This window comes from Pseudomonas sp. A-R-19, assembly GCF_019956575.1.
Classification (GTDB): domain Bacteria; phylum Pseudomonadota; class Gammaproteobacteria; order Pseudomonadales; family Pseudomonadaceae; genus Aquipseudomonas.
In genome coordinates, this window is sequence record NZ_JAHBDR010000036.1 from 1 (window position 1) to 20628 (window position 20628).

Sequence of the window (20628 nt, forward strand, 5' to 3'; positions counted from 1 at the left end):
GGCGATGTTGTGGGTCAGTTCCAGTGCCCGAGCGAGACGCATAAAAAAATCCGATGCCAGTACAGGCATCGGATTTTGATTTCTTGCGGCCAAAGGTCAAGCGAGAAGGCTTAACTGATCGGCATTAATCCCTCGGGATCGCCTTTTTTGTGTGCGAAACAAATTGGTGGCGGAGAAAGTTCTTTGCATACCATGGGGGCGCTTACCACGGATCATGTGGTTGGATGATGGACTGCCACCTCTGGAAACACCTTCTCGATATGTTGTCGTAGGAAAAGTTTGATTTTCTTAGGCGAAATTTCCTTATCCGCATGTCGGCCCTGCCGCCGGGATCGCGACGTTGTTAGCGTCCATCGCACTATTCACACGTGACCACCCGCATAGCTCGTATGCATGTCGAGCTGAGTGCCTTAGTAGGTGGTACTCACGCAGTGATGGTCGCAACCAATGGTCGGAACATCCTGGACCCGATCGGATGAAAAGGAAAACAACCAATGAGCAAAGGTTACTTCATCGGCCTGAACGACAAGACCACCTGCGGTGGCACCGTCCTGGATGGTGATACCCGGATCATGCTGTATGGCATCGCCCATGCCAAGGAAGGCGACAGGGTAACCTGCGGAAAGAGTGAGGGGATTTACCAGATCGTCGGCGGTATATCGCACATTATCAGCCATGGCAAACACATGGCGGGCACGCTGGATAGCTACAGCAATTGCCCTTGCAAGGCGCAACTGATCCCCTCGGTACTCACCGCTATCTACGGGAATACCGCAAGGCCTGCACCGCAGGCCGCTCAGATGAGCGCGCCTGCGACAACCCCGCACTCGACAGCGCCGCAACAGTCCTCTTTTGCGCCGTCCAACCAACCAGCGCCAACAGCATTCAGCACAGCCGATGTGGCGGAGCCGGGCTTTTACGTCGTCCCCAACAGCATGACCCGCGAACAGCTGGAAGCCACGCTGTTTCCTTCTCGCTCTGCTGCCGTAATGAGTAAATTTCAGGCGCTCAACCCCGGTACAGGGGATATCAAGGCGGGTTCGATGATCGTCCTGAGCGATCCGAACAACACTTCCTGTACCTATCAGGAAGCCCAATTGATGCGGGTCGCACAAGAGGTCAAGACCGCCCTTGACCCGCTGACACCGCAAGAAGCCGACTTCATGCATCTTCATGCGGCCGAGATCGCCATTTTTACCGGTGATACGTCGACCTGGCTTGGCGTTGGCGCGGTGGTGTTGGAAAAACACCTAGCCAGCTTGCGCGACATCCTTCAAGACATCGAGCGCCTGCATCAGGACAATTATCGTCAGCACGGCCATCTGCGGTCGCCATCGTTCTTCGCCGATCGCAAGCACCTGCTGACCCAGTTGGATGCACATCTGCTGAATTCCACTCGCCTGCGTGGCCAGACTACCTTGGGCGATCACCCCAAATTGAAAACGGCCCTTGGCATTTCCACTCGCAGCTTGGTGCACCGCTGGGACAAGGCTGGTGCGCCGGGGCCGATACCTGGGTATTCCAATCACGTGAGCGCGATCAGTCGTGCTGCAAAGTACATGCAGGCGGGGGGTTACATCGGTATTGGTATTGGTGGAGTTTCTTCGTTGCTTGCTGTTCAGGAAGTTTGCGTTGGTGATTCTGGAACAGCCTGCAAAAAAGTGAAATTTACTGAGGGAGGCAAATTTGTGGGAGGCACAGTTGGTAGCGTTGTAGGTGCGGGAATTGCCCAGCGCACCGCTGGCCCGATCTGCGTCGCCCTGGGAGTATCCACAGTAGTTGGAGGAGTTGTATGCGTTGCTGCAGTGATAGGAGTTGGAGCATGGGCGGGTGGGGCATATGTTGGTGAAGGTGGTGAGCTTGCTGGTGAGATTTTGTACGAGAAAACGCAGAAATGATGGGGGAAGAGTTTCGTACATCCTGGTTCGCTTTCTGGTTACTGGCTGGCCCGATCCTGGTGGGGGCTGTGCATATCGTATTCAGTCTGTACCTGAGCCAGCGCCACCTGGACACTATGATTCAAGCCTTGAACAATAGTCGCTACATCCATATCTGGGGAATGAGATGGAGGGATCAGGGTTGGTTTGGACGATTCGTATTGACCAACAAAATTGGGGGCATGGTGTTGTGGTCGAAAGCCTACATTCGCATCGGAGATGTGGATCCTGTCGATATTAAAAAATTCCCTCCTCATCTCAAGCGACTTCTGCAAATTGACGCAGTGATGCTCTTTGGTTGTGCAATTTTGGTATCGTTTGGCTATGTTCTAATGAAGCTCGGCTAGTTCGTTACGTGACAATCTACAATCAAATTCAGCGCTCGATACATCCAGTTTTAACTGGATGCACACCCGAATAGGCCTGCATCCTTTACCTCGAACGCTGGCAGCCACCTTAGTGGTTAGTACATGTTTGGCGGGATTTCATCGATATTTGCTGTTCGGGAGATGGTTTTGATTCCGAAACAGCTTGCGAGAGGATCAATGTAACTGGAGGGGAAAATGGCGATCCGTATGGATCGCCATTTCGTTTTCAACGAGCCTGTTTCAGCGAGCGGTCAACACGATGTCGACCCGTGTCAGCCATTGCGCTTCGATTTCAAAGTCGGCCTGGGTCAGTTGGTTTTCGTCCAGCCAGTTCTCCGGGAACACCACTTCCAGGCTGTTGCCATTGGCGTTCAGTTCCACCTGGGGCATTTGCTGGGTGCCACGGATGTGGTGGAACAGGATCGCAAAGCGCAGCAGCACGCACAGGCGAATCAGCTTGGTGCCGTCATCGCCGAAATCGGCGAACTTGTCCTTGGGGATGTTGCGTCGGTGGCCGCGCACCAGTAGCGCGAGCATCAACTGGTCTTCCCGGGAGAACCCGGCGAGGTCGGAGTGCTCGATCAGGTAGGCGCCATGCTTGTGGTACTGGTAGTGAGCGATGTCCAGGCCCACTTCATGGACCTTGGCCGCCCAGCCGAGCAGTTCGCGCCAGACGCCGTCCTCCAGATCCCAGTCTTTGGCCACCTGGTCGAACGCATGCAACGCCTTGCGCTCGACCCGAACCGCCTGTTCCTGATCGACGTGGTAGCGCTCCATCAGCGAAGTGAGGGTGCGCTCGCGCACGTCCTCGTGATGATGGCGGCCCAGCAGGTCATAGAGCACGCCTTCACGCAGGGCGCCTTCGCAGTGATCCATGCGTTGCAGTTCGAGGGAGTCGAAGATCGCTTCGAGGATCGCCAGGCCCGCCGGGAAAATCGCCCGGCGATCCGGCTTGATCCCTTCGAAATCGATTTTCTCGACGTCGCCCAGCTTGATCAGTTTGCGCTTGAGCCAGGCCAGGCCTTCGGCGTTGACCTCGCCGGTGCCGTGGCCGCCAGCCTTCAGTGCCAGACCTATGGCGCGGATGGTGCCCGAGGAGCCGATGGCTTCATCCCAGGTCAGGCGGTGCAGGGCGTGCTCGATGCTCATGATCTCCAGTCGCGCCGCGGTGTAAGCCTGGGCATAACGGGCCGGGGTGATCTTGCCGTCCTTGAAATAGCGCTGGGTGTAGCTGACGCAACCCATCTGCAGGCTTTCGCGCAACAGCGGTTCGAAGCGCTGGCCAATGATGAATTCGGTGCTGCCGCCGCCGATATCAGCCACCAGGCGCTTGCCCGGGGTGTCGGCGAGGGTGTGGGACACGCCGAGGTAGATCAGGCGTGCTTCTTCACGACCGGAAATGACTTCCACCGGGTGGCCGAGAATTTTTTCGGCGCGACGGATGAATTCGGCGCGGTTGCGGGCTTCACGCAAGGCGTTGGTGCCGACGATGCGAACGGCACCGGCGGGCATACCGTTGATCAGTTGGGCGAAGCGCTTGAGGCAGTCGAGGCCGCGCTGCATCGATTCTTCGTTGAGGTGGCGATCTTCGTCGATGCCAGCGGCCAGCTGAACCTTCTCCCCGAGGCGCTCGAGAATACGGATCTCGCCGTTCTGGGCCTTGGCCACGACCATGTGAAAGCTGTTGGAGCCCAGGTCGATTGCGGCGATCAGGGACAGATTCTTGGCTTGGGATTGCGGCATGGTCGGGGGTCTCGGTCGATAACCTCGACATCGTGCCACGATCAAAGGCTGCCGCCAACGCGCAGTGTTCAATGCATTGATCCAATACAGCTCCTGTGGCGAGGGGGTTTACCTCCGTTGGGCCGCGAAGCGGCCCCAAAGCCATTCAGCGCAGTGTGTCATTGATACTCGGTGGAAAGGTTTCAGGGCTACTTCGTAGCCCAACGGGGGTAAACCCCCTCGCCACAATGACTCAATTTCCCGCCTCGACCGTCCCGATGAAATTCGCCAGCTCCGCCGTCTGCGGATTGGCGAACAGTACTTTCGGGTCCCCAACCTCATGCACCTTGCCTTGATGCATGAACACCAACTTATCCCCAACCTCCCGGGCGAAGCGCATTTCGTGGGTGACCATGATCAGCGTCATGCCTTCCCTGGCCAGTTGCCGGACCACGCTCAACACTTCGTTGACCAGTTCCGGGTCCAGCGCCGAGGTGATTTCGTCGCACAGCAACACTTTCGGTGACATCGCCAGGGCACGGGCAATCGCCACCCGCTGTTGCTGCCCGCCGGACAACCGATCCGGGAAGGCATCGAATTTTTCCCCCAGGCCAACCCGTTCCAGCATCTCCCGCGCCAACTCTGCTGCCTTGGCCTTGGGCACTTTCTGCACCACCTGTGGCGCCAGCATCACGTTCTCCCCCACGGTCAGGTGCGGGAACAGGTTGAACTGCTGGAACACCATGCCGACTTTTTGCCGCAGGCTGCGCAGATCGGCGCGGGCGGCGTCGAGGTATTCGCCGTCGACTTCGATCACGCCGTCGTTGATCGACTCCAGGCCATTGAGGGTGCGCAGCAAGGTCGATTTGCCCGAGCCACTGCGGCCGATGATCGCCACCACCTGGCCTTCCTCGATGCTCAGGTCGATGCCTTTGAGCACATGATGGTCGCCGTAGTATTTATGCAGGGCGGAAATTCTAAGCAGAGGCATGCAGTCTCCTTTCCAGGTAGCGCGCACTGAGCGACAAGGGGTAGCAGAGCAGGAAGTAGCCGAGGGCGACGAGGCCGTAGACCATGAAGGGTTCGAAGGTGGCGTTGGCGAGCATGCCGCCGGTCTTGGTCAGCTCGGTGAAGCCGATGATCGAGGTAACGGCGGTGCCTTTGACCACTTGCACCGAGAAACCCACGGTCGGCGCCACGGCGATGCGCAGGGCCTGCGGCAGGATGACGTAGCGCAGTTGCTCCAGCGGGTTCAGCGCCAGGCTCGATGAAGCCTCCCATTGGCCGTTCGGGATCGATTCGACGCAACCGCGCCAGATCTCCGCCAGGTAGGCGCTGGTGAACAACGTCAGCGCGATCGCCGCCGCCATCCACGGCGAAATCTCCAGTCCTGCCAGTGCTACACCGAAAAACACCAGAAACAGCTGCATCAACAACGGCGTGCCCTGGAATAGCTCGATGTACGTGCGGGCGAAACTGCGCGGCAGGGATTTTTTCGAGATGCGCATGACCATGATCAGCAAGCCGATCAGCCCGCCGCCAATGAACGCCACCAGCGACAGCGCCAGCGTCCATTGCAGGCCGGTGAGCAGGTTGCGCACGATGTCCCAGAAGGTGAAGTCGCTCATCGGCTGCTCCTTGCGATGAACCGCTGGCCGATCCAGTTCAGCAATTGCCGGATCAGCAGTGCCATGCACAGGTACAGCAGCGTGGTCAGCGCGTAGGTTTCAAAAGCGCGAAAGTTGCGCGACTGAATGAAGTTGGCGGCGAAGCTCAGCTCCTCCGTAGCAATCTGCGAGCACACCGCCGAGCCGAGCATGACGATGATGATCTGGCTGCTCAGGGCCGGCCAGACTTTACCCAGTGCCGGTAGCAACACTACATGGCGGAACGCTTCGAAACGTGTCATCGCCAGTGCCGCCGCGGCTTCCAGCTGACCCCGGGGGATCGCCTGGATGCCGGCGCGGATGATCTCGGTCGAATAGGCGCCGAGGTTGATGACCATCGCCAGCACCGCTGCCTGCCATTCGGAGATCTGCACGCCCAGTGATGGCAAGCCGAAGAAGATGAAAAACAACTGCACCAGGAATGGCGTGTTGCGGATCAACTCGACGTAGACCGCGAAAATCCCCGCGAAAGGCCGGATGTTCCACGCCCGCACCAACGCCCCGACGATGCCCAGCCCCACGCCGAGCACAGCGCCGATGGCGGTCAGCTCAAGGGTGAACAACGCACCGCGCAGTAACAGATCGGTGTTGTTCACCACCGGCAGGAAATCGAACTGATAAGCCATAAAACGTCTCCAGCGCGCCGAATCAGAGATCGGCCGGCAGCGGTTCTTTCAGCCAGGTCAGGGCATTTTTTTCCAGTGCGCCGTCAGTCCTGGCAGTCACGAGGATCTGGTTGACCTTATCCAGCAGCGCCGGCTCGTTCTTGTTCACACCGACGTAGACCGGCGAATCCTTGAGCTTCACTTTCAGCGCCGGCACGCGTTTCGGGCTCTTTTCGCTAATCGCGACCATCACCACGTTGCCGCTGGCGATGAGGTCGACTTGTCCGGCCAGGTACGCGGCGATGGTCGAGTTGTTGTCTTCGAAGCGTTTGATGGTCACGCCTTCGGGAGCAACCTTGGTCAGCTCGATGTCTTCGATGGCGCCGCGGGTGACGCTGATGGTCTTGCCCTTGAGGTCGTCCAGGGTCTTGATGTCGGCATCTGGCGGACCGAACACGGCGAGATAGAACGGCGCGTAGGCGCGGGAGAAGTCGATGACCTTCTCACGCTCCGGGTTCTTGCCGAGGCTGGAAATCACCAGGTCGACCTTGCCGGTGGTCAGGAACGGGATGCGATTGGTGCTGTTGACCGGGGTCAGTTCGAGTTTGACCTTGAGTTGGTCCGCCAGCAGTTTCGCGGTGTCGATGTCGAGGCCACGGGGCTTCATGTCCGGCCCGACCGAGCCGAAGGGCGGGAAGTCCTGGGGCACGGCAACCTTGAGCACGCCGCGCTTGACCACATCCTCCAGACCGTCGGCGTGGGCGGGTGCCTGGCTCAGCATCAGGCTGGCAAACAGGGCTGCGAGGAGGGCGCTGTAACGCTGGGTCATGGCAAATCTCCGGATCGGCAAGAAGTGATTTCTGCGGATCGACAGAGCATGGGCCATGCCAACATGGCTGTTTGAGGGTGCCAGAGTGCGGTTTTGCTGGCGTTGCACGGTCTTACTGGTCTGAACAGTAAGGTTGCGTTTCGCACCCCGATGGCGCAGCCGTGAAAATCACCGAACCCCCATGGGGCACGACTTGCCCAGCGTTGCGAATAGCTTTACAACTGAGCGCACATTGGCCTGGTTCGTTTGGAAAACCATGAACTCGATCTCCCGCGCCGTACCCGAGGTGGCGCTGCAAGCCATCCGTAAACTGATTACCGAGCAGGGCTTCGGGCCAGGGGATGCCTTGCCTTCGCAACGGGACCTGGCGCTGCAACTGGGCGTAAGCCGGGCTTCTTTACGGGAGGCCTTGTCGTCCCTGAGTGCGCTGGGCGTCATCAGCATCCAGCCGGGTAAAGGTGTGTTCGTGCAGGCGCCGGTGGAGTTGCCGCGAGGCGAGGCCGCGCCGGGCTGGCCGTTCGCGGCGCAGGCTTCGCCGCTGGATATCTTCCAGTTGCGTTATGCGCTGGAGGGCTTTGCGGCCGGGTTGGCGGCGGTAACCTTGAGTACCGACGAGCTCGATGTGCTGGAAGACAATGTCGCCGCCATGCGCAGCGAACTGAAGTCCGGCGACTTCGAAGCAGCGGCGCGCCTGGACTTTGAATTCCACCGGCGCATCCTGCTGGCCAGCGGCAATCAGGCAATGCTGAGTATCCTGACTGCCAGCGCCGACATCTTCCTGGAGAGCCAGAAGCTACCGTTCATCCGGGCCGAGCGGGCCATGGAAACCTGGCAGGAACACCGCAAGATCCTTCGTGCGCTGGCTCGCCGAGCGTCTGGCGCCGCGCAAAAAGCCATGCAAGAGCACGTACGCAATGCCGCTTTGCGTACCGGAATTGCGTTCATCGCTCCCGCCACTGCATGACCTGAGCTATACCCAAACTCATGAATCACCATAGCGAGACTCAATCATCTGCACCTTCCTGAACGAGGGAAGGGCAGCTATGATGGGCCACGTTTTTTTGCTTACAACCTGGAGAATTCCATGAGCAGCGATCTTATCAAACACGTTAGCGACGCTAGCTTCGAAGCCGACGTACTCAAGGCCGAAGGCGCTGTCCTGGTCGACTACTGGGCTGAATGGTGCGGCCCTTGCAAAATGATCGCTCCGGTTCTGGACGAAATTGCCGAGACTTACAAAGGCAAGCTGACCGTTGCCAAGCTGAACATCGACGAGAACCAGGAAACCCCGGCCAAGCATGGCGTGCGCGGTATCCCGACTCTGATGCTGTTCAAGAACGGCAACGTTGAAGCGACCAAGGTCGGCGCACTGTCGAAGTCGCAACTGGCTGCTTTCCTCGACGCCAACATCTAAGCGTCGCTGCAAAGTGTCATGAAAAAGCCCCGCAAATAGCGGGGCTTTTTGCGTATTCAGGGCTAGACGCTCCCAAACTCAGGTGGTACATTCGGCCCCGCACTGGTTTCTCCATTGCCCCCTGCTAGCCGTCGCCGACGCACTCCTTTTCGAATAAGTACGCGATCCTGTCGCCTTCTCAGCGGCGCGGCCTCATTAAGCCAAAAGCTTAATTTCCCCCCTCCATAAATGATTACGTCATTCCTATATGAATCTGACTGAACTCAAGCAAAAGCCGATTACCGAACTGCTCGAATTGGCCGAACAGATGGGCATAGAAAATATGGCCCGTTCGCGCAAGCAGGACGTGATTTTCTCCCTGCTCAAGAAGCACGCGAAAAGCGGTGAGGAAATCTCCGGTGATGGCGTGCTGGAGATTCTCCAGGACGGCTTCGGCTTCCTGCGCTCCGCTGACGCTTCCTATCTCGCCGGCCCAGACGATATCTACGTCTCGCCGAGCCAGATCCGCCGTTTCAACTTGCGCACCGGTGACACCATCGTTGGCAAGATCCGCCCTCCGAAGGAAGGCGAGCGTTATTTCGCGCTGCTCAAGGTCGACACGATCAACTACGACCGTCCGGAAAACGCGAAAAACAAGATTCTCTTCGAGAACCTGACCCCGCTGTTCCCGACCGTGCGCATGAAGATGGAAGCCGGTAACGGTTCCACCGAAGACTTGACCGGTCGAGTCATCGACCTGTGCGCCCCGATCGGCAAAGGCCAGCGCGGTCTGATCGTTGCACCGCCGAAAGCGGGCAAGACGATCATGCTGCAGAACATTGCCGCGAACATCGCGCGTAACAACCCGGAAGTTCATCTGATCGTGCTGCTGATCGACGAACGTCCGGAAGAAGTAACCGAAATGCAGCGCACCGTGCGCGGCGAAGTGGTTGCCTCGACGTTCGACGAGCCACCAACCCGACACGTGCAGGTTGCTGAAATGGTGATCGAGAAGGCCAAGCGCCTGGTCGAGCACAAGAAGGACGTGGTGATCCTGCTCGACTCCATCACCCGTCTGGCCCGTGCCTACAACACCGTGATCCCGAGCTCCGGCAAAGTGCTCACCGGTGGTGTCGATGCCCACGCCCTGGAGAAACCGAAGCGTTTCTTCGGCGCCGCGCGGAACATCGAAGAAGGCGGCTCGCTGACCATCATCGCCACCGCACTGGTTGAAACCGGTTCGAAGATGGACGAAGTGATCTACGAGGAATTCAAAGGCACCGGCAACATGGAGCTGCCTCTGGATCGTCGCATCGCTGAAAAGCGCGTGTTCCCGGCCATCAACATCAACCGTTCCGGCACCCGCCGCGAAGAGTTGCTGACTGCCGACGACGAGCTGCAGCGCATGTGGATTCTGCGCAAGCTGCTGCATCCTATGGATGAAGTCGCTGCCATCGAGTTCCTGGTCGACAAGCTGAAAACGACCAAGACCAACGATGAGTTCTTCCTGTCGATGAAACGCAAGTAAGTCGATAAGGGCACTAGAGCCGGGGAAACCCGGCTTTTTGTTATCTGAATTTTGCTCAGGCGGCAGTTCATGGTTCTGAACCGGAGGGTTCGGCGCTAAACTGCCTGCCCCGAACGCCACGGCCAACACGAGGCTTACGCATGCAGTATCGCGACTTGCGCGACTTTATCAGCGGCCTGGAACAGCGCGGTGAACTCAAGCGCATCCAGGTTCCGGTGTCCCCAGTACTCGAAATGACCGAGGTCTGCGACCGTACCTTGCGCGCCAAGGGCCCGGCCCTGCTTTTCGAAAAGCCCACCGGCTATGACATCCCGGTGCTCGGCAACCTGTTCGGTACCCCCGAGCGGGTGGCGCTGGGCATGGGCGCCGAGGCGGTCAGCGAACTGCGCGAAATCGGCAAGCTGCTGGCGTTCCTCAAGGAACCCGAGCCGCCGAAAGGCCTGAAGGACGCCTGGTCCAAGCTGCCGATCTTCCGCAAGATCATCTCGATGGCACCCAAGGTGGTCAAAGACGCGATCTGCCAGGAAGTGGTCATCGAAGGCGACGACGTCGACCTCTCGACGCTACCAGTACAGACCTGCTGGCCAGGCGACGTTGCGCCGCTGATCACCTGGGGCCTGACCGTCACCAAGGGACCGAACAAGGATCGACAGAACCTCGGTATCTACCGTCAGCAGGTGATTGGCCGCAATAAAGTCATCATGCGCTGGCTGAGTCACCGTGGCGGTGCGCTGGATTATCGCGAGTGGTGCGAAAAGCATCCGGGCCAACCGTTCCCTGTTGCCGTCGCGCTGGGTGCTGACCCTGCGACCATTCTCGGCGCCGTGACGCCGGTGCCCGATAGCCTTTCCGAATACGCCTTCGCAGGCCTGTTGCGCGGTAACCGCACTGAGCTGGTGAAGTGCCGCGGCAACGACCTGCAAGTGCCGGCCACCGCCGAAATCATCCTCGAAGGCGTGATCCATCCCGGCGAGATGGCCGATGAAGGTCCGTACGGCGACCACACCGGTTACTACAACGAAGTCGACAGCTTCCCGGTGTTCACCGTCGAGCGCATCACCCACCGGATCAAGCCGATCTACCACAGCACCTACACCGGCCGTCCACCGGATGAGCCCGCGATACTCGGCGTGGCGTTGAATGAAGTGTTCGTGCCGATCCTGCAGAAGCAGTTCCCGGAGATCACCGATTTCTATCTGCCGCCCGAAGGTTGCTCGTACCGCATGGCCATCGTGACCATGAAAAAGTCGTATCCGGGCCACGCCAAGCGGGTAATGCTGGGTGTCTGGTCGTTTTTGCGACAGTTCATGTACACCAAGTTCGTTATCGTCACCGACGACGATATCAACGCCCGGGACTGGAATGACGTGATCTGGGCCATCACCACGCGCATGGACCCCAAGCGCGACACGGTGATGATCGACAACACGCCGATCGACTATCTGGACTTCGCTTCGCCGGTGTCCGGCCTGGGGTCGAAAATGGGCCTCGATGCCACGCATAAATGGCCGGGCGAAACTACCCGTGAGTGGGGCCGCGTCATCGTCAAGGACGATGCCGTGACCCAGCGGATCGATGCCATCTGGAATCAGTTAGGAATAGATTGATGCGTGTAACCTTGCAGCCCTCCGGAGCAGTGCTTGAGATATTGCCCGGCGAGCGGATTCTCGATGGCGCGCGACGACTGGGCTACGAGTGCCCGCAAAGTTGCCGCAACGGCAATTGCCACGTGTGCGCGGCGCTGCTGGTGGAAGGGCGGGTCGAGCAGACCGGCGATGTGCGTGATCATGGCGAGTTCTACACTTGCATAGCGGAGCCGCTGGAAGACTGCATCGTGCTGTGGGATGGCGTGCTCGCGCTGGGAGAACTGCCGGTGCGTAACGTGTCGTGTCAGGTCATTGAGTGCAAGGACGTGGGCGGCGACACCTGGCGCGTGCGACTGCGGGCCCCGGCCGGCAAACCGCCGCGCTACCACGCCGGTCAGTACCTGATGATCGAACGCGAGAACGGCGAAAAGTCCGCTTTCTCCCTGGCCTCGGCACCCCACGCGGGGCGCGACCTGGAAATCCACGTACTGGCGCGCGAATCCAGTGCGCTGAGCCTGATCGAACAACTCCAGCGCAACAGCATGGTGCGGGTCGAGTTGCCGTTTGGCGACACCCACCTGGAGGAGTTGCCGGACGGTCCTCTCGTATTGATCGCCGCCGGTACCGGCATGGGCCAGGTCCACGGTCTGATCGAACATTGCCGGGCCTCGGGTTTCAAGCATCCGGTGCATCTGTATTGGGGTGTGCGTCGTCCAGAAGACTATTATCAAGTCGAGCATTGGGACGAATGGCTGAAGCTGCCCAATCTGTTCTTGCACAAGGTCGTCAGCGATCAATGCAGTTGGGAAGGGCGATGCGGCATGTTGCATGAAGCGGTCTGCGAAGATTTTCCTGATCTCAAGCCGCTGCACGTATACGCCAGCGGCTCTCCGGCCATGGTCTACGGCACGCTGGATGCGCTGGTTGAAGCTGGGATGGATGCCCATCAGATGCGCGCCGATGTATTTGCGTATGCGCCTAGATCCTGATGCGAGCCCCTGTAGGAGCGAGCTTGCTCGCGATGGACTCATGAACGCCGCGGGCAGCCAGACTCCCCGCGTCATCGTAACGACCATCGCGAGCAGGCTCGCTCCTACAGGTTATAACCCCCTATATAGCCTATCGGTATTTATAAACTTTTATAAATTTCGGTAGGTTATATCCCTGTCAGGCAATTACTTAAGAACGATGCCATGGCATTTAAATTGCCTTAAAACTTATGTGCCTTATTGTTACAGCGGTGCGTTCTATTAAGTAATTCTTCACCCGCGGGGAGCTGAACGCTATTCGCCATGAGCGCCATCGAATCTGCTTTTTTGAATCTGGCTTACCCTCCGCGGCTCGATCTGGGGCCGCAGCTCACTCACGAACAATTACTCAGCTCGATGCAGTCGACCATGGCCCGCCACAAGGGTGGACCGGTATGGTTGTTTGCCTATGGTTCGCTGATCTGGCGCCCTGAATGCACGGCGGTTGAGCGGGTTCGCGGCCGGGTGCATGGCTACCATCGCGGGTTGTACCTGTGGTCCCACGAACATCGTGGTACGCCGGAGATGCCCGGCCTGGTGTTTGGCCTTGATCGCGGCGGCTCTTGCAGCGGTTTCGCCTATCGCCTGCCCGAAGAGCAACTCGAGGCCTCGTTGTACGCACTTTGGCAGCGCGAGATGCCTTTCCCTTCCTACCGCCCGCACTGGCTCAACTGCCGTCTCGAAGATGGCAGCCAGGTTCAGGCATTGGGATTCGTTCTGGAGCGACATCTGCCCAGCTATGCCGGCAACTTGCCGGACCATGTGCTGAGCCATGTATTCGAAAACGCTTGCGGGCGCTACGGCACCACTCGCGATTATGTCGAGCAGACCGCGCACGCCCTGCGCAGCCACGCCATGCCAGACCGGAATCTGGAGGCGCGGCTCAAGCGCTGTAAATCAAAGGCCGATCAAGCGAGTGCTTCGCGGCCCTGACTGGCGACTTGTTTGTGCCGTAGCGTCGGGGCCAGGAAGGCCATCGCCAGCAGGCAAGCGCCGACCAGCAGCACGAAGCCGCCGTCCCAACCGAAATGGTCCACGGTGTAGCCCATCGCTGCACTGGCCGCGACCGAACCGCCCAGGTAACCGAACAGGCCGGTGAAGCCTGCCGCCGTACCGGCCGCTTTCTTCGGTGCCAGTTCCAGTGCCTGCAGGCCGATCAGCATCACCGGGCCGTAGATCAGGAAGCCAATGGAAAGCAGCGCGATCATGTCGACCATCGGATTGCCGGCCGGGTTGAGCCAGTAAACCAGCGTCGCGACCGTCACCAGTGCCATGAACACCATGCCGGTCAGGCCACGGTTGCCACGGAAGATCTTGTCCGACATCCAGCCGCACAGCAGCGTGCCCGGGATGCCAGCCCACTCGTAGAAAAAGTACGCCCAGGAGGTTTTATCCACGGTGAAACTCTTGGCCTCCTTGAGGTAGGTCGGCGCCCAGTCGAGCACGCCGTAGCGCAGCAGATAGACAAAGACGTTGGCCATGGCGATGTACCAGAGCATTTTGTTGCGCAGCACGTATTTGACGAAGATTTCCTTGGCGCTGAATTCCTCTTCGTGGCTGGCGTCGTAGCCTTCCGGGTAGTCGTTCTTGTACTGCTCGATCGGCGGCAGGCCAACTGATTGCGGGGTGTCGCGCATGGTCACAAAGGCAAACACCGCTACCGCCAGCGCCACGGCTGCCGGCACGTAGAACGCGGCGTGCCAGTCATTGAACAGGCCCATGCCGATCAGGAACAACGGGCCGATCAGGCCGCCACCGACGTTGTGCGCCACGTTCCACACGGACACCACGCCGCCACGTTCCTTCTGCGACCACCAGTGCACCATGGTCCGGCCACTCGGCGGCCAACCCATGCCCTGCGCCCAGCCGTTGATGAACAGCAGAATGAACATCATGGTCACGCTGGACGTCGCCCAGGGCGCGAAACCGAATACGAACATCACCCCGGCCGACACCAGCAGGCCGAACGGCAGGAAGAAGCGCGGGTTGGAACGGTCGGACACCAGGCCCATCAGAAACTTCGACAAGCCGTAGGCAATCGCGATAGCGGACATCGCCAGGCCCAGCTGGCCACGGGAGTAACCTTCGTCGATCAGGTACGGCATGGCCAGGGAGAAGTTCTTGCGCAGCAGGTAGTAACCGGCATAGCCAATGAAGATGCCGGCGAAAATCTGCCAGCGCAGGCGTCGGTAGGTGCTGTCTATTTTTTCTTCAGGCAATGGAGCCTGATGTGCGGCAGGACGAAAGAAAGCAAACATTCAAGAGCTCCAAATTTCTTGTTTTGACTGCGGATACGAATGTTACAGTTTCGTTACCGAAAATAGCACCGGTTCTCATCGGCAAAACAGCGGAAATGTTGGATATCGAGTGTTCCTTTATGAACATGTCGCTCAGGTGTAAGTGAGGGGCGTTGTAGGAAGCGTTACCTGTTTTCGTATTGAGGACTTTGATGTGCTGAAAACAGGGCAGGTTTTTGGGAAAGGTCCTTCGTTCAAAGCGGAAGCCATGACGTTATGCCGGACGACATCGCCCCGTAACCTTTGTGCTGTTGCCAGGTCTGGCGTTGCAGGCGAAGGGAGAGGGAGATGCGGTGGTGGTTGTGTGGGCTCTTATTGCTGGTTTCTGCGGATGTCAGGGCCGGGGAAGTATTCCTGATACCCGAGAATAATCCCAAGCCGGTTTATCCAGTGGCGCTTTACCGCGCCGGTGTTGTCGGCATGGTGCGTGTCAGCCTGACCGTTAAGGCCAATGGTTCAGTCAGCAACGCCGAGATTTTGGAAGATGCGCATCCCGAACTCGGTGAGGCTTCACTGGCAGCCGTCAACCAGTGGCGGTTCAAACCATGGAAGATTACCGAGGATCAGCCTGCGCAAGTCATCGTGATCGCGCCCATGAATTTCAGGCTGGACAGCGAACATCCTTTCCACGTCAACAAGGAGTTGAAGCGGCTCAAATGCAGTGCCATCGCACGGGCATCGTTGAACATTGCCACTTCCTCATGGGTGGACCTGCCGGTTTTCAGCTGGACCCGCGGTTACCTGACCCACTCGCTTTCACCGACTCAATTGCCGGAGGAGAAACGTTTGGCGCTGATTGCCAAGCTCAATGCCAGCGCTCATTCGATCGTGCAGCGCTGTAATGTGCATCCGGCGAGCCGCTACGTGCATTTTTTGCCGAAGGAGATACGGGTGTTGCTTTGACGGCAAAAAAGAGCGCGGCTAGTTGGCCGCGCTTTTTTTGCAGATAGAGCTTCAGCGAACCTGCACCACCACTTTTCCGACTGCTTTACGCTGGCCAAGGTCATTGATGGCCTGCGCTGCGTTGCCCAGCGGATACACCTGCGACACCAGTGGCTTCAACTTGCCTTCGGCAAACCAGCCAAACAGCTGCTGGAAGTTCGCCGCATTGTCTTGCGGCTGGCGCTGGGCGAAGGAGCCCCAGAACACGCCGAGCACCGCCGCGCCTTTGAGCAGCGCCAGGTTCACTGGCAATTCGGGGATGCGCCCGCTGGCGAAGCCGACCACCAGCAGGCGGCCGTTCCAGGCGATGGCGCGGATGGCCTGGTCGAACAGGTCGCCGCCGACCGGGTCGTAGATCACGTCGGCGCCCTGGCCATCAGTCAGGCGTTTGATTTCGTCCTTGAGGCTGGTTTCGCTGTAGTTGATCAGCTCATCGGCACCGGCGGCCTTGGCGACGGCGAGTTTCTCCGCGCTGCTGGCAGCGGCGATCACCCGGGCGCCCATGGCCTTGCCGATTTCAACCGCGGCCAGGCCGACGCCGCCGGAAGCACCCAGCACCAGCAGGGTTTCGCCCGGTTGCAGGTTGCCGCGCTGCTTGAGGGCATGCATCGAGGTGCCGTAGGTCATGCTGAAGGCGGCGGCGGTGTTGAAATCCATGGACGGCGGGATCGGCAACACGTTGTAGCCCGGCACGGCGACCTGTTCGGCAAAACTGCCCCAACCGGTCAGGGCCATGACCCGGTCACCGACTTTCAGGTGGCTGACCTTTTCACCCACGGCGCTGACCACGCCTGAGGCTTCGCCACCCGGAGAGAACGGGAAGGGCGGCTTGAACTGGTACTTGCCCTCGATGATCAGCGTGTCGGGGAAGTTGACCCCGGCGGCGTGCACGTCCAGCAGGATTTCATTCTTCTTCGCGACAGGGCTGGCGACCTCTTCCAGCACCAGCGATTCGGCAGGGCCGAAGGCTTTGCACAGCACGGCTTTCATCAGGGCTATTCCTTTGGGAGTGATGGCCGATAAGTGTAGGTGTGTGAGTTGATGGGTCAACGAGCATGCCTGGCCCTGATAGTCAGCCATAAGCTTGTGCTGGCGTGGCGGGTCGTTATGCTAGGCCGCAAACCGGATAAGGAGCGAATTGTGAAAGCGTGGATCATGTTGTTGCTGGCCCTGTCTCTGCCTGTGGCAGCGGTGGCCGAAGAAGCCAAAGAAGGTGAAGCTGCGCCAAAGGTCAACTACATCACCTTGAGTCCGCCATTCGTGGGTAACTACGGGCTGGATGGCACGCCCAAGCTCAAGGTTTACAAGGCGGATGTGGCCTTGCGGGTGACCGGTGACGAGGCGACCAAGGCGGTAAAGGCCAATGAACCTTTGATCCGCAATCAATTGGTCGCGCTGTTCGCCCAGCAGACCACCGAGACGATGAACAACGTCGAGGCCAAGGAAAAGCTGCGTCAGGAAGCCCTGAAGCAGACCCAGCAGGTAATGAACGACGAAACCGGCAAGCCGGTGGTTGAGGATCTGTTGTTCAACAACCTGATCATCCAATAAGACTTTCGCTGTCCTGACGGGCCTCTTCGCGAGCAAGCCCGCTCCCACAGGGTTGCGTGGTGGACTTATGATCCTGTTCCAACACCAATCCACTGTGGGTGCGGGCTTGCTCGCGAAAAGGCCGGTACAGGCAACAAATGACTCAAGGCTTTAAAGCAACCACCGCCGCCCACTGCTCCGCCGTCACCGGCATCACCGAAAGCCGCGAGCCTTTCTGCACCAACGGCATCTCGGCCAGTGCCGTCTGCTGCTTCAGATAATCCAGCTTCAGCACCCGGGCAAACGTCTCGACATGGGCGACGTCGATCGCACTCCAGGCATTTTTGTCCGGGGTGGCCTTGGGATCGTAGTAATGACTTTCCGGCTCCAGTGCCGTCGGGTCCGGATACGCGGCTTCGACAATTTTGCCGATTCCGGCAATTCCCGGCTCGGGACAGCTGGAATGATAGAAAAAGAACTCGTCCCCCACCGCCATGGCCCGCAGGAAATTGCGTGCCTGATAGTTGCGAACCCCATCCCAGCGCGCTTTTCCGAGCTTTTCCAGGCCTTTGATCGAGAGTTCGTCGGGCTCGGATTTCATCAGCCAATAGGCCATGTCTGTTGCTCCTTGCGAGGTGTTTGAGCAGCTTGTCGACAATTTTATGACAAACCGACGGTCGGTTGACGTCAGCATTTGCGCAGCGGTTCACGTTGCCGCAAAATGCCGGCCTTCAATGCTTGACGCTGCTGCACGGCCTACAAACGGAAACCGCTGCTGTCATCGTGTAGATATGCCTTTGGGGGGCAATCGATGAAACGCAAACCGGATTTACTATGGATTTTGGTCATTTTGTTTGGCCTTGGCGTCGTGACCACTGGCTACGCCCAGAGCCTGTGGGCCAACAAGACCGATGCGCCGGTCGAGCTTGCCCAATTGCAGCAACAGTCGACCGCCTTCAAGCGCTGAGCCTGTTGCCTCGGCGCCACTGATCGAAGTGGCGCCTAGCCTGCGTAATACCAGGCCTTGTCCGTTACCGTTCCTTGCAGCGGCACATCCCAGCTCGCCTGAGCCAATCGCTCAACCTTCTGACATTCATGGGCCAGCCCCAACAGCGTCGGCTTGCGCCAGTCGTTTCGTCGTGCCAGATAAGCCAGGCTCCGGTCGTAGAAGCCGCCGCCCATCCCCAGGCGTCCGCCGACATCGTCAAACCCCACCAATGGCAACAGCACCAGGTCCAGCGCCCAGATCTTGCGCTGCCGGGCGAGGTTGGCCCGTGGCTCGAGAATACGGAAGCGATTGGGTTTGAGTTTTTCACCGGGGCGGATGCGCTGGAACACCATTTTGGTTCGCGGCCAGGCGCTCAGGACCGGTAGATAAGTGGCCTTGCCCCGGCGCTGTGCGGCACGCAGCAACAGGCGCGGATCAATTTCACCGTCGGTCGGCAGATAGAGCGAGATGTGTTTGGCGCGGCGGAACAGCGGTTGCTGGGCCAGTTGCTTGTACAGCCCGCGAGCGGCCAGGCGCTGCTGACTGGGTGTCAGGGCGCGGCGGGCCTTGCGCAGCATGCGTCGAAGTTGCGGGCGGGGGAGCAGCGCAGGTTCGGTCATGGATTTTGGCTTCGGCAATACGGTTACGTAAAGCGCCTCTGTAAAAAAGCAGAGCAGTAAAAACGCCAATGCCGGTATTAAAACCGGCATTGGACTGGAATCAGGCTCCCCGAATGTGTCGCTGTCGACTTAGCCCTTGAACCCGAAAGTTCAAGGTGGAAGATGCAGTAGGCTTTAAGGCTTTCCGTCTAGCGGACATGCACACCAGCCCAACGTGCAACCTCCAGGGTATAGCAAATCGGCTCAGGGACATCGCCAACTGGCAAACACCCCAGGGAGTGAGGGCAGTATAACGCAAGCGACGACGCGAATCAGCCTTTGGTGACGTCCGGATCGGTGGCGAGCACCAGATCGACGCGATCGAGCAGGTCGCGAACCTGTTCGCGGGTCGAGCCGCTGGCCTGGATATCCGGGCGTTCTTCCTTGTGCAGCAGATCGTGGGTGATGTTCAGCGCAGCCATCACGGCGATACGGTCGGCGCCGATGACTTTGCCGCTGCTGCGAATCTCGCGCATCTTGCCGTCCAGATAACGGGCGGCGCTGACCAGATTGCTGCGCTCTTCCTGAGGGCAGATGATCGAATACTCTTTGTCGAGAATCTGCACGGTGACGCTATTGCTTGAACTCATGAGTCTTGCTCCAGGGCCTTGAGGCGCGAAATCATCGATTCGACCTTACGCCGGGCGATTTCGTTTTTTTCAATGAGGTGCGCGCGTTCCTCGCGCCAGGTCTTTTCCTGAGCTAGTAAGAGTCCGTTTTGACTCTTAAGTTGCTCGACTCGAGTAATCAGCAACTCGAGTCTGGCCATCAGCGCTTGCAGGTCGGTGTCTTCCATTGTCTTCACTGTCTGATGGGTGGCGGACTGTAGGAGCGAGCTCGCGATGAACCTGAGAGCGCCGCGGGGCGTCAGGTACCCAGCGTTATCGTTGGCGACCATCGCGAGCAAGCTCGCTCCTACAGGGGTAGTCGATGTAGGATACAAGGCCTTCATTCTAGACATAGCGCCGTCTGGCGCCTAGCTGCCCATGACCATTCAGAATTCCCCGTACCAAGGTTTCGCCACCCTGCTGACTTCCAGCGGTCACAACGTCTCGCCTGCTGAACTGCACGGCCTGTTGCTCGGCCGCAGCTGCGCCGGCGCCGGTTTCGACGCCGAAGGCTGGCTTGTCGACGCCGCCGAACTGCTCGAAAGCGAGCCGCAGGACAACGTTCGCAACGCCCTTATCGGCCTGCAAGCGATGGTGAAAGGCGAACTCACCGGCGATGACGTGACCGTCGTTCTGCTGTTGCCTACCGACGATGCCCCGCTCACCGAACGTGCCGTCGCACTGGGCCAGTGGTGCCAGGGTTTCCTCAGCGGCTTCGGCTTGAACTGCCGTGACAGCAGCATGCTCAGCACCGAGGCCACCGAAGTGTTGCAGGACCTCGCGGCTATTTCCCAGGTACAAGACGCCCTGGAAGAGTCCGAAGACGGCGAAAGCGACTATATGGAAGTCATGGAGTACCTGCGCGTCGCTCCGCTGCTGCTGTTCTCCGAGACCAAAAAAGACGTGCCGGCTGCCGCCAAACCGTCGCTGCACTAATCGTT

Annotated in this window: 23 protein-coding genes and 1 other RNA gene; 12 read left to right on the plus strand and 12 right to left on the minus strand. The window is 59.1% G+C overall.

Annotation, left to right across the window (positions count from 1 at the left end):
- Positions 1 to 494 precede the first annotated feature (494 nt).
- Together KGA88_RS05170 and KGA88_RS05175 are read left to right on the plus strand one after the other, a co-directional pair.
- Positions 495 to 1898, plus strand: a complete 1404-nt coding sequence (locus KGA88_RS05170; RefSeq protein WP_110657854.1) for a PAAR domain-containing protein — start codon at positions 495 to 497, stop codon at positions 1896 to 1898.
- Positions 1895 to 2284: a hypothetical protein gene (locus KGA88_RS05175; protein WP_110657852.1), complete on the plus strand. Its 390-nt coding sequence runs from the start codon at positions 1895 to 1897 to the stop codon at positions 2282 to 2284. The genes KGA88_RS05170 and KGA88_RS05175 overlap by 4 nt, the downstream gene beginning before the upstream one ends.
- A gap of 261 nt (positions 2285 to 2545) precedes the next feature.
- Here the strand turns inward: KGA88_RS05175 and ppx are convergent, their stop codons facing one another.
- From ppx to KGA88_RS05200, 5 genes are all read right to left on the minus strand, one after another.
- Positions 2546 to 4048 (minus strand): exopolyphosphatase, encoded by a 1503-nt coding sequence (ppx, locus tag KGA88_RS05180; protein ID WP_110657850.1) that lies wholly within the window; start codon positions 4046 to 4048, stop codon positions 2546 to 2548.
- A gap of 232 nt (positions 4049 to 4280) precedes the next feature.
- Positions 4281 to 5018 carry an amino acid ABC transporter ATP-binding protein gene (locus KGA88_RS05185; protein WP_110657848.1) on the minus strand — a complete coding sequence of 246 codons (738 nt, stop codon included), beginning with the start codon at positions 5016 to 5018 and terminating at the stop codon, positions 4281 to 4283.
- Positions 5005 to 5655 carry an amino acid ABC transporter permease gene (locus tag KGA88_RS05190; protein WP_095196258.1) on the minus strand — a complete coding sequence of 217 codons (651 nt, stop codon included), beginning with the start codon at positions 5653 to 5655 and terminating at the stop codon, positions 5005 to 5007. Before KGA88_RS05190 ends, KGA88_RS05185 begins: the two co-directional genes overlap by 14 nt.
- Entirely contained in the window at positions 5652 to 6320 is a 669-nt protein-coding gene (locus KGA88_RS05195; protein WP_007978873.1) for an amino acid ABC transporter permease, read from the minus strand. Before KGA88_RS05195 ends, KGA88_RS05190 begins: the two co-directional genes overlap by 4 nt.
- 22 nt (positions 6321 to 6342) lie before the next feature.
- Complete coding sequence (locus KGA88_RS05200; RefSeq protein ID WP_223589429.1) at positions 6343 to 7128, minus strand: transporter substrate-binding domain-containing protein; 786 nt, start codon at positions 7126 to 7128, stop codon at positions 6343 to 6345.
- A 256-nt stretch (positions 7129 to 7384) separates the two neighbouring features.
- Between KGA88_RS05200 and KGA88_RS05205 the strand changes: the two genes are divergently transcribed.
- From KGA88_RS05205 to KGA88_RS05230, 6 genes are all read left to right on the plus strand, one after another.
- Positions 7385 to 8092, plus strand: a complete 708-nt coding sequence (locus KGA88_RS05205) for a FadR/GntR family transcriptional regulator (protein ID WP_110657867.1) — start codon at positions 7385 to 7387, stop codon at positions 8090 to 8092.
- 120 nt (positions 8093 to 8212) lie between these two features.
- Positions 8213 to 8542, plus strand: a complete 330-nt coding sequence (gene trxA / locus KGA88_RS05210) for a thioredoxin TrxA (protein WP_003206727.1) — start codon at positions 8213 to 8215, stop codon at positions 8540 to 8542.
- A gap of 247 nt (positions 8543 to 8789) precedes the next feature.
- Positions 8790 to 10049 carry a transcription termination factor Rho gene (gene rho, locus KGA88_RS05215; protein ID WP_046039047.1) on the plus strand — a complete coding sequence of 420 codons (1260 nt, stop codon included), beginning with the start codon at positions 8790 to 8792 and terminating at the stop codon, positions 10047 to 10049.
- Positions 10050 to 10189: 140 nt separating this feature from the next.
- Positions 10190 to 11656 carry a 4-hydroxy-3-polyprenylbenzoate decarboxylase gene (gene ubiD, locus KGA88_RS05220; RefSeq protein ID WP_110657844.1) on the plus strand — a complete coding sequence of 489 codons (1467 nt, stop codon included), beginning with the start codon at positions 10190 to 10192 and terminating at the stop codon, positions 11654 to 11656.
- Positions 11656 to 12624, plus strand: a complete 969-nt coding sequence (locus KGA88_RS05225; RefSeq protein WP_223589431.1) for a CDP-6-deoxy-delta-3,4-glucoseen reductase — start codon at positions 11656 to 11658, stop codon at positions 12622 to 12624. Before ubiD ends, KGA88_RS05225 begins: the two co-directional genes overlap by 1 nt.
- 303 nt (positions 12625 to 12927) lie before the next feature.
- Positions 12928 to 13596: a gamma-glutamylcyclotransferase gene (locus KGA88_RS05230; protein WP_007978886.1), complete on the plus strand. Its 669-nt coding sequence runs from the start codon at positions 12928 to 12930 to the stop codon at positions 13594 to 13596.
- On the opposite strand, the gene glpT is transcribed toward KGA88_RS05230, so the two are convergent.
- Complete coding sequence (gene glpT / locus KGA88_RS05235) at positions 13572 to 14921, minus strand: glycerol-3-phosphate transporter (protein ID WP_223589433.1); 1350 nt, start codon at positions 14919 to 14921, stop codon at positions 13572 to 13574. The genes KGA88_RS05230 and glpT overlap by 25 nt on opposite strands.
- Positions 14922 to 15248: 327 nt before the next feature.
- Here glpT and KGA88_RS05240 point away from each other — a divergent pair, with 327 nt between their 5' ends.
- Positions 15249 to 15863, plus strand: coding sequence for an energy transducer TonB (locus tag KGA88_RS05240; protein ID WP_223589435.1), 615 nt, complete (start codon positions 15249 to 15251; stop codon positions 15861 to 15863).
- 51 nt (positions 15864 to 15914) lie between these two features.
- On the opposite strand, the gene KGA88_RS05245 is transcribed toward KGA88_RS05240, so the two are convergent.
- Entirely contained in the window at positions 15915 to 16892 is a 978-nt protein-coding gene (locus KGA88_RS05245; RefSeq protein ID WP_110657837.1) for an NADPH:quinone oxidoreductase family protein, read from the minus strand.
- A 150-nt stretch (positions 16893 to 17042) separates the two neighbouring features.
- Between KGA88_RS05245 and KGA88_RS05250 the strand changes: the two genes are divergently transcribed.
- Positions 17043 to 17453, plus strand: coding sequence for a flagellar basal body-associated protein FliL (locus KGA88_RS05250; RefSeq protein WP_103395874.1), 411 nt, complete (start codon positions 17043 to 17045; stop codon positions 17451 to 17453).
- A gap of 142 nt (positions 17454 to 17595) precedes the next feature.
- Here KGA88_RS05250 and KGA88_RS05255 read toward each other — a convergent pair whose 3' ends face one another.
- On the minus strand, positions 17596 to 18048 hold the full coding sequence (locus KGA88_RS05255; RefSeq protein ID WP_223589437.1) for an EVE domain-containing protein: 453 nt from the start codon (positions 18046 to 18048) through the stop codon (positions 17596 to 17598).
- Positions 18049 to 18243: 195 nt separating this feature from the next.
- Here KGA88_RS05255 and KGA88_RS05260 point away from each other — a divergent pair, with 195 nt between their 5' ends.
- On the plus strand, positions 18244 to 18399 hold the full coding sequence (locus KGA88_RS05260; RefSeq protein WP_007982896.1) for a hypothetical protein: 156 nt from the start codon (positions 18244 to 18246) through the stop codon (positions 18397 to 18399).
- Positions 18400 to 18434: 35 nt separating this feature from the next.
- Here KGA88_RS05260 and KGA88_RS05265 read toward each other — a convergent pair whose 3' ends face one another.
- The 4 genes from KGA88_RS05265 to KGA88_RS05280 all read right to left on the minus strand — a co-directional run bounded on the left by KGA88_RS05265 (position 18435) and on the right by KGA88_RS05280 (position 19875).
- Positions 18435 to 19040 (minus strand): 5-formyltetrahydrofolate cyclo-ligase, encoded by a 606-nt coding sequence (locus KGA88_RS05265; RefSeq protein ID WP_110662339.1) that lies wholly within the window; start codon positions 19038 to 19040, stop codon positions 18435 to 18437.
- A 102-nt stretch (positions 19041 to 19142) separates the two neighbouring features.
- Positions 19143 to 19321, minus strand: a non-coding RNA gene (ssrS, locus tag KGA88_RS05270) — 6S RNA.
- Between the two features lie 30 nt (positions 19322 to 19351).
- Positions 19352 to 19669 carry a cell division protein ZapA gene (locus tag KGA88_RS05275; protein WP_008055229.1) on the minus strand — a complete coding sequence of 106 codons (318 nt, stop codon included), beginning with the start codon at positions 19667 to 19669 and terminating at the stop codon, positions 19352 to 19354.
- Entirely contained in the window at positions 19666 to 19875 is a 210-nt protein-coding gene (locus KGA88_RS05280; protein WP_007982902.1) for a TIGR02449 family protein, read from the minus strand. Before KGA88_RS05280 ends, KGA88_RS05275 begins: the two co-directional genes overlap by 4 nt.
- A gap of 190 nt (positions 19876 to 20065) precedes the next feature.
- Here KGA88_RS05280 and KGA88_RS05285 point away from each other — a divergent pair, with 190 nt between their 5' ends.
- Positions 20066 to 20623 (plus strand): YecA family protein, encoded by a 558-nt coding sequence (locus KGA88_RS05285; RefSeq protein ID WP_223589439.1) that lies wholly within the window; start codon positions 20066 to 20068, stop codon positions 20621 to 20623.
- Positions 20624 to 20628: the final 5 nt, after the last annotated feature.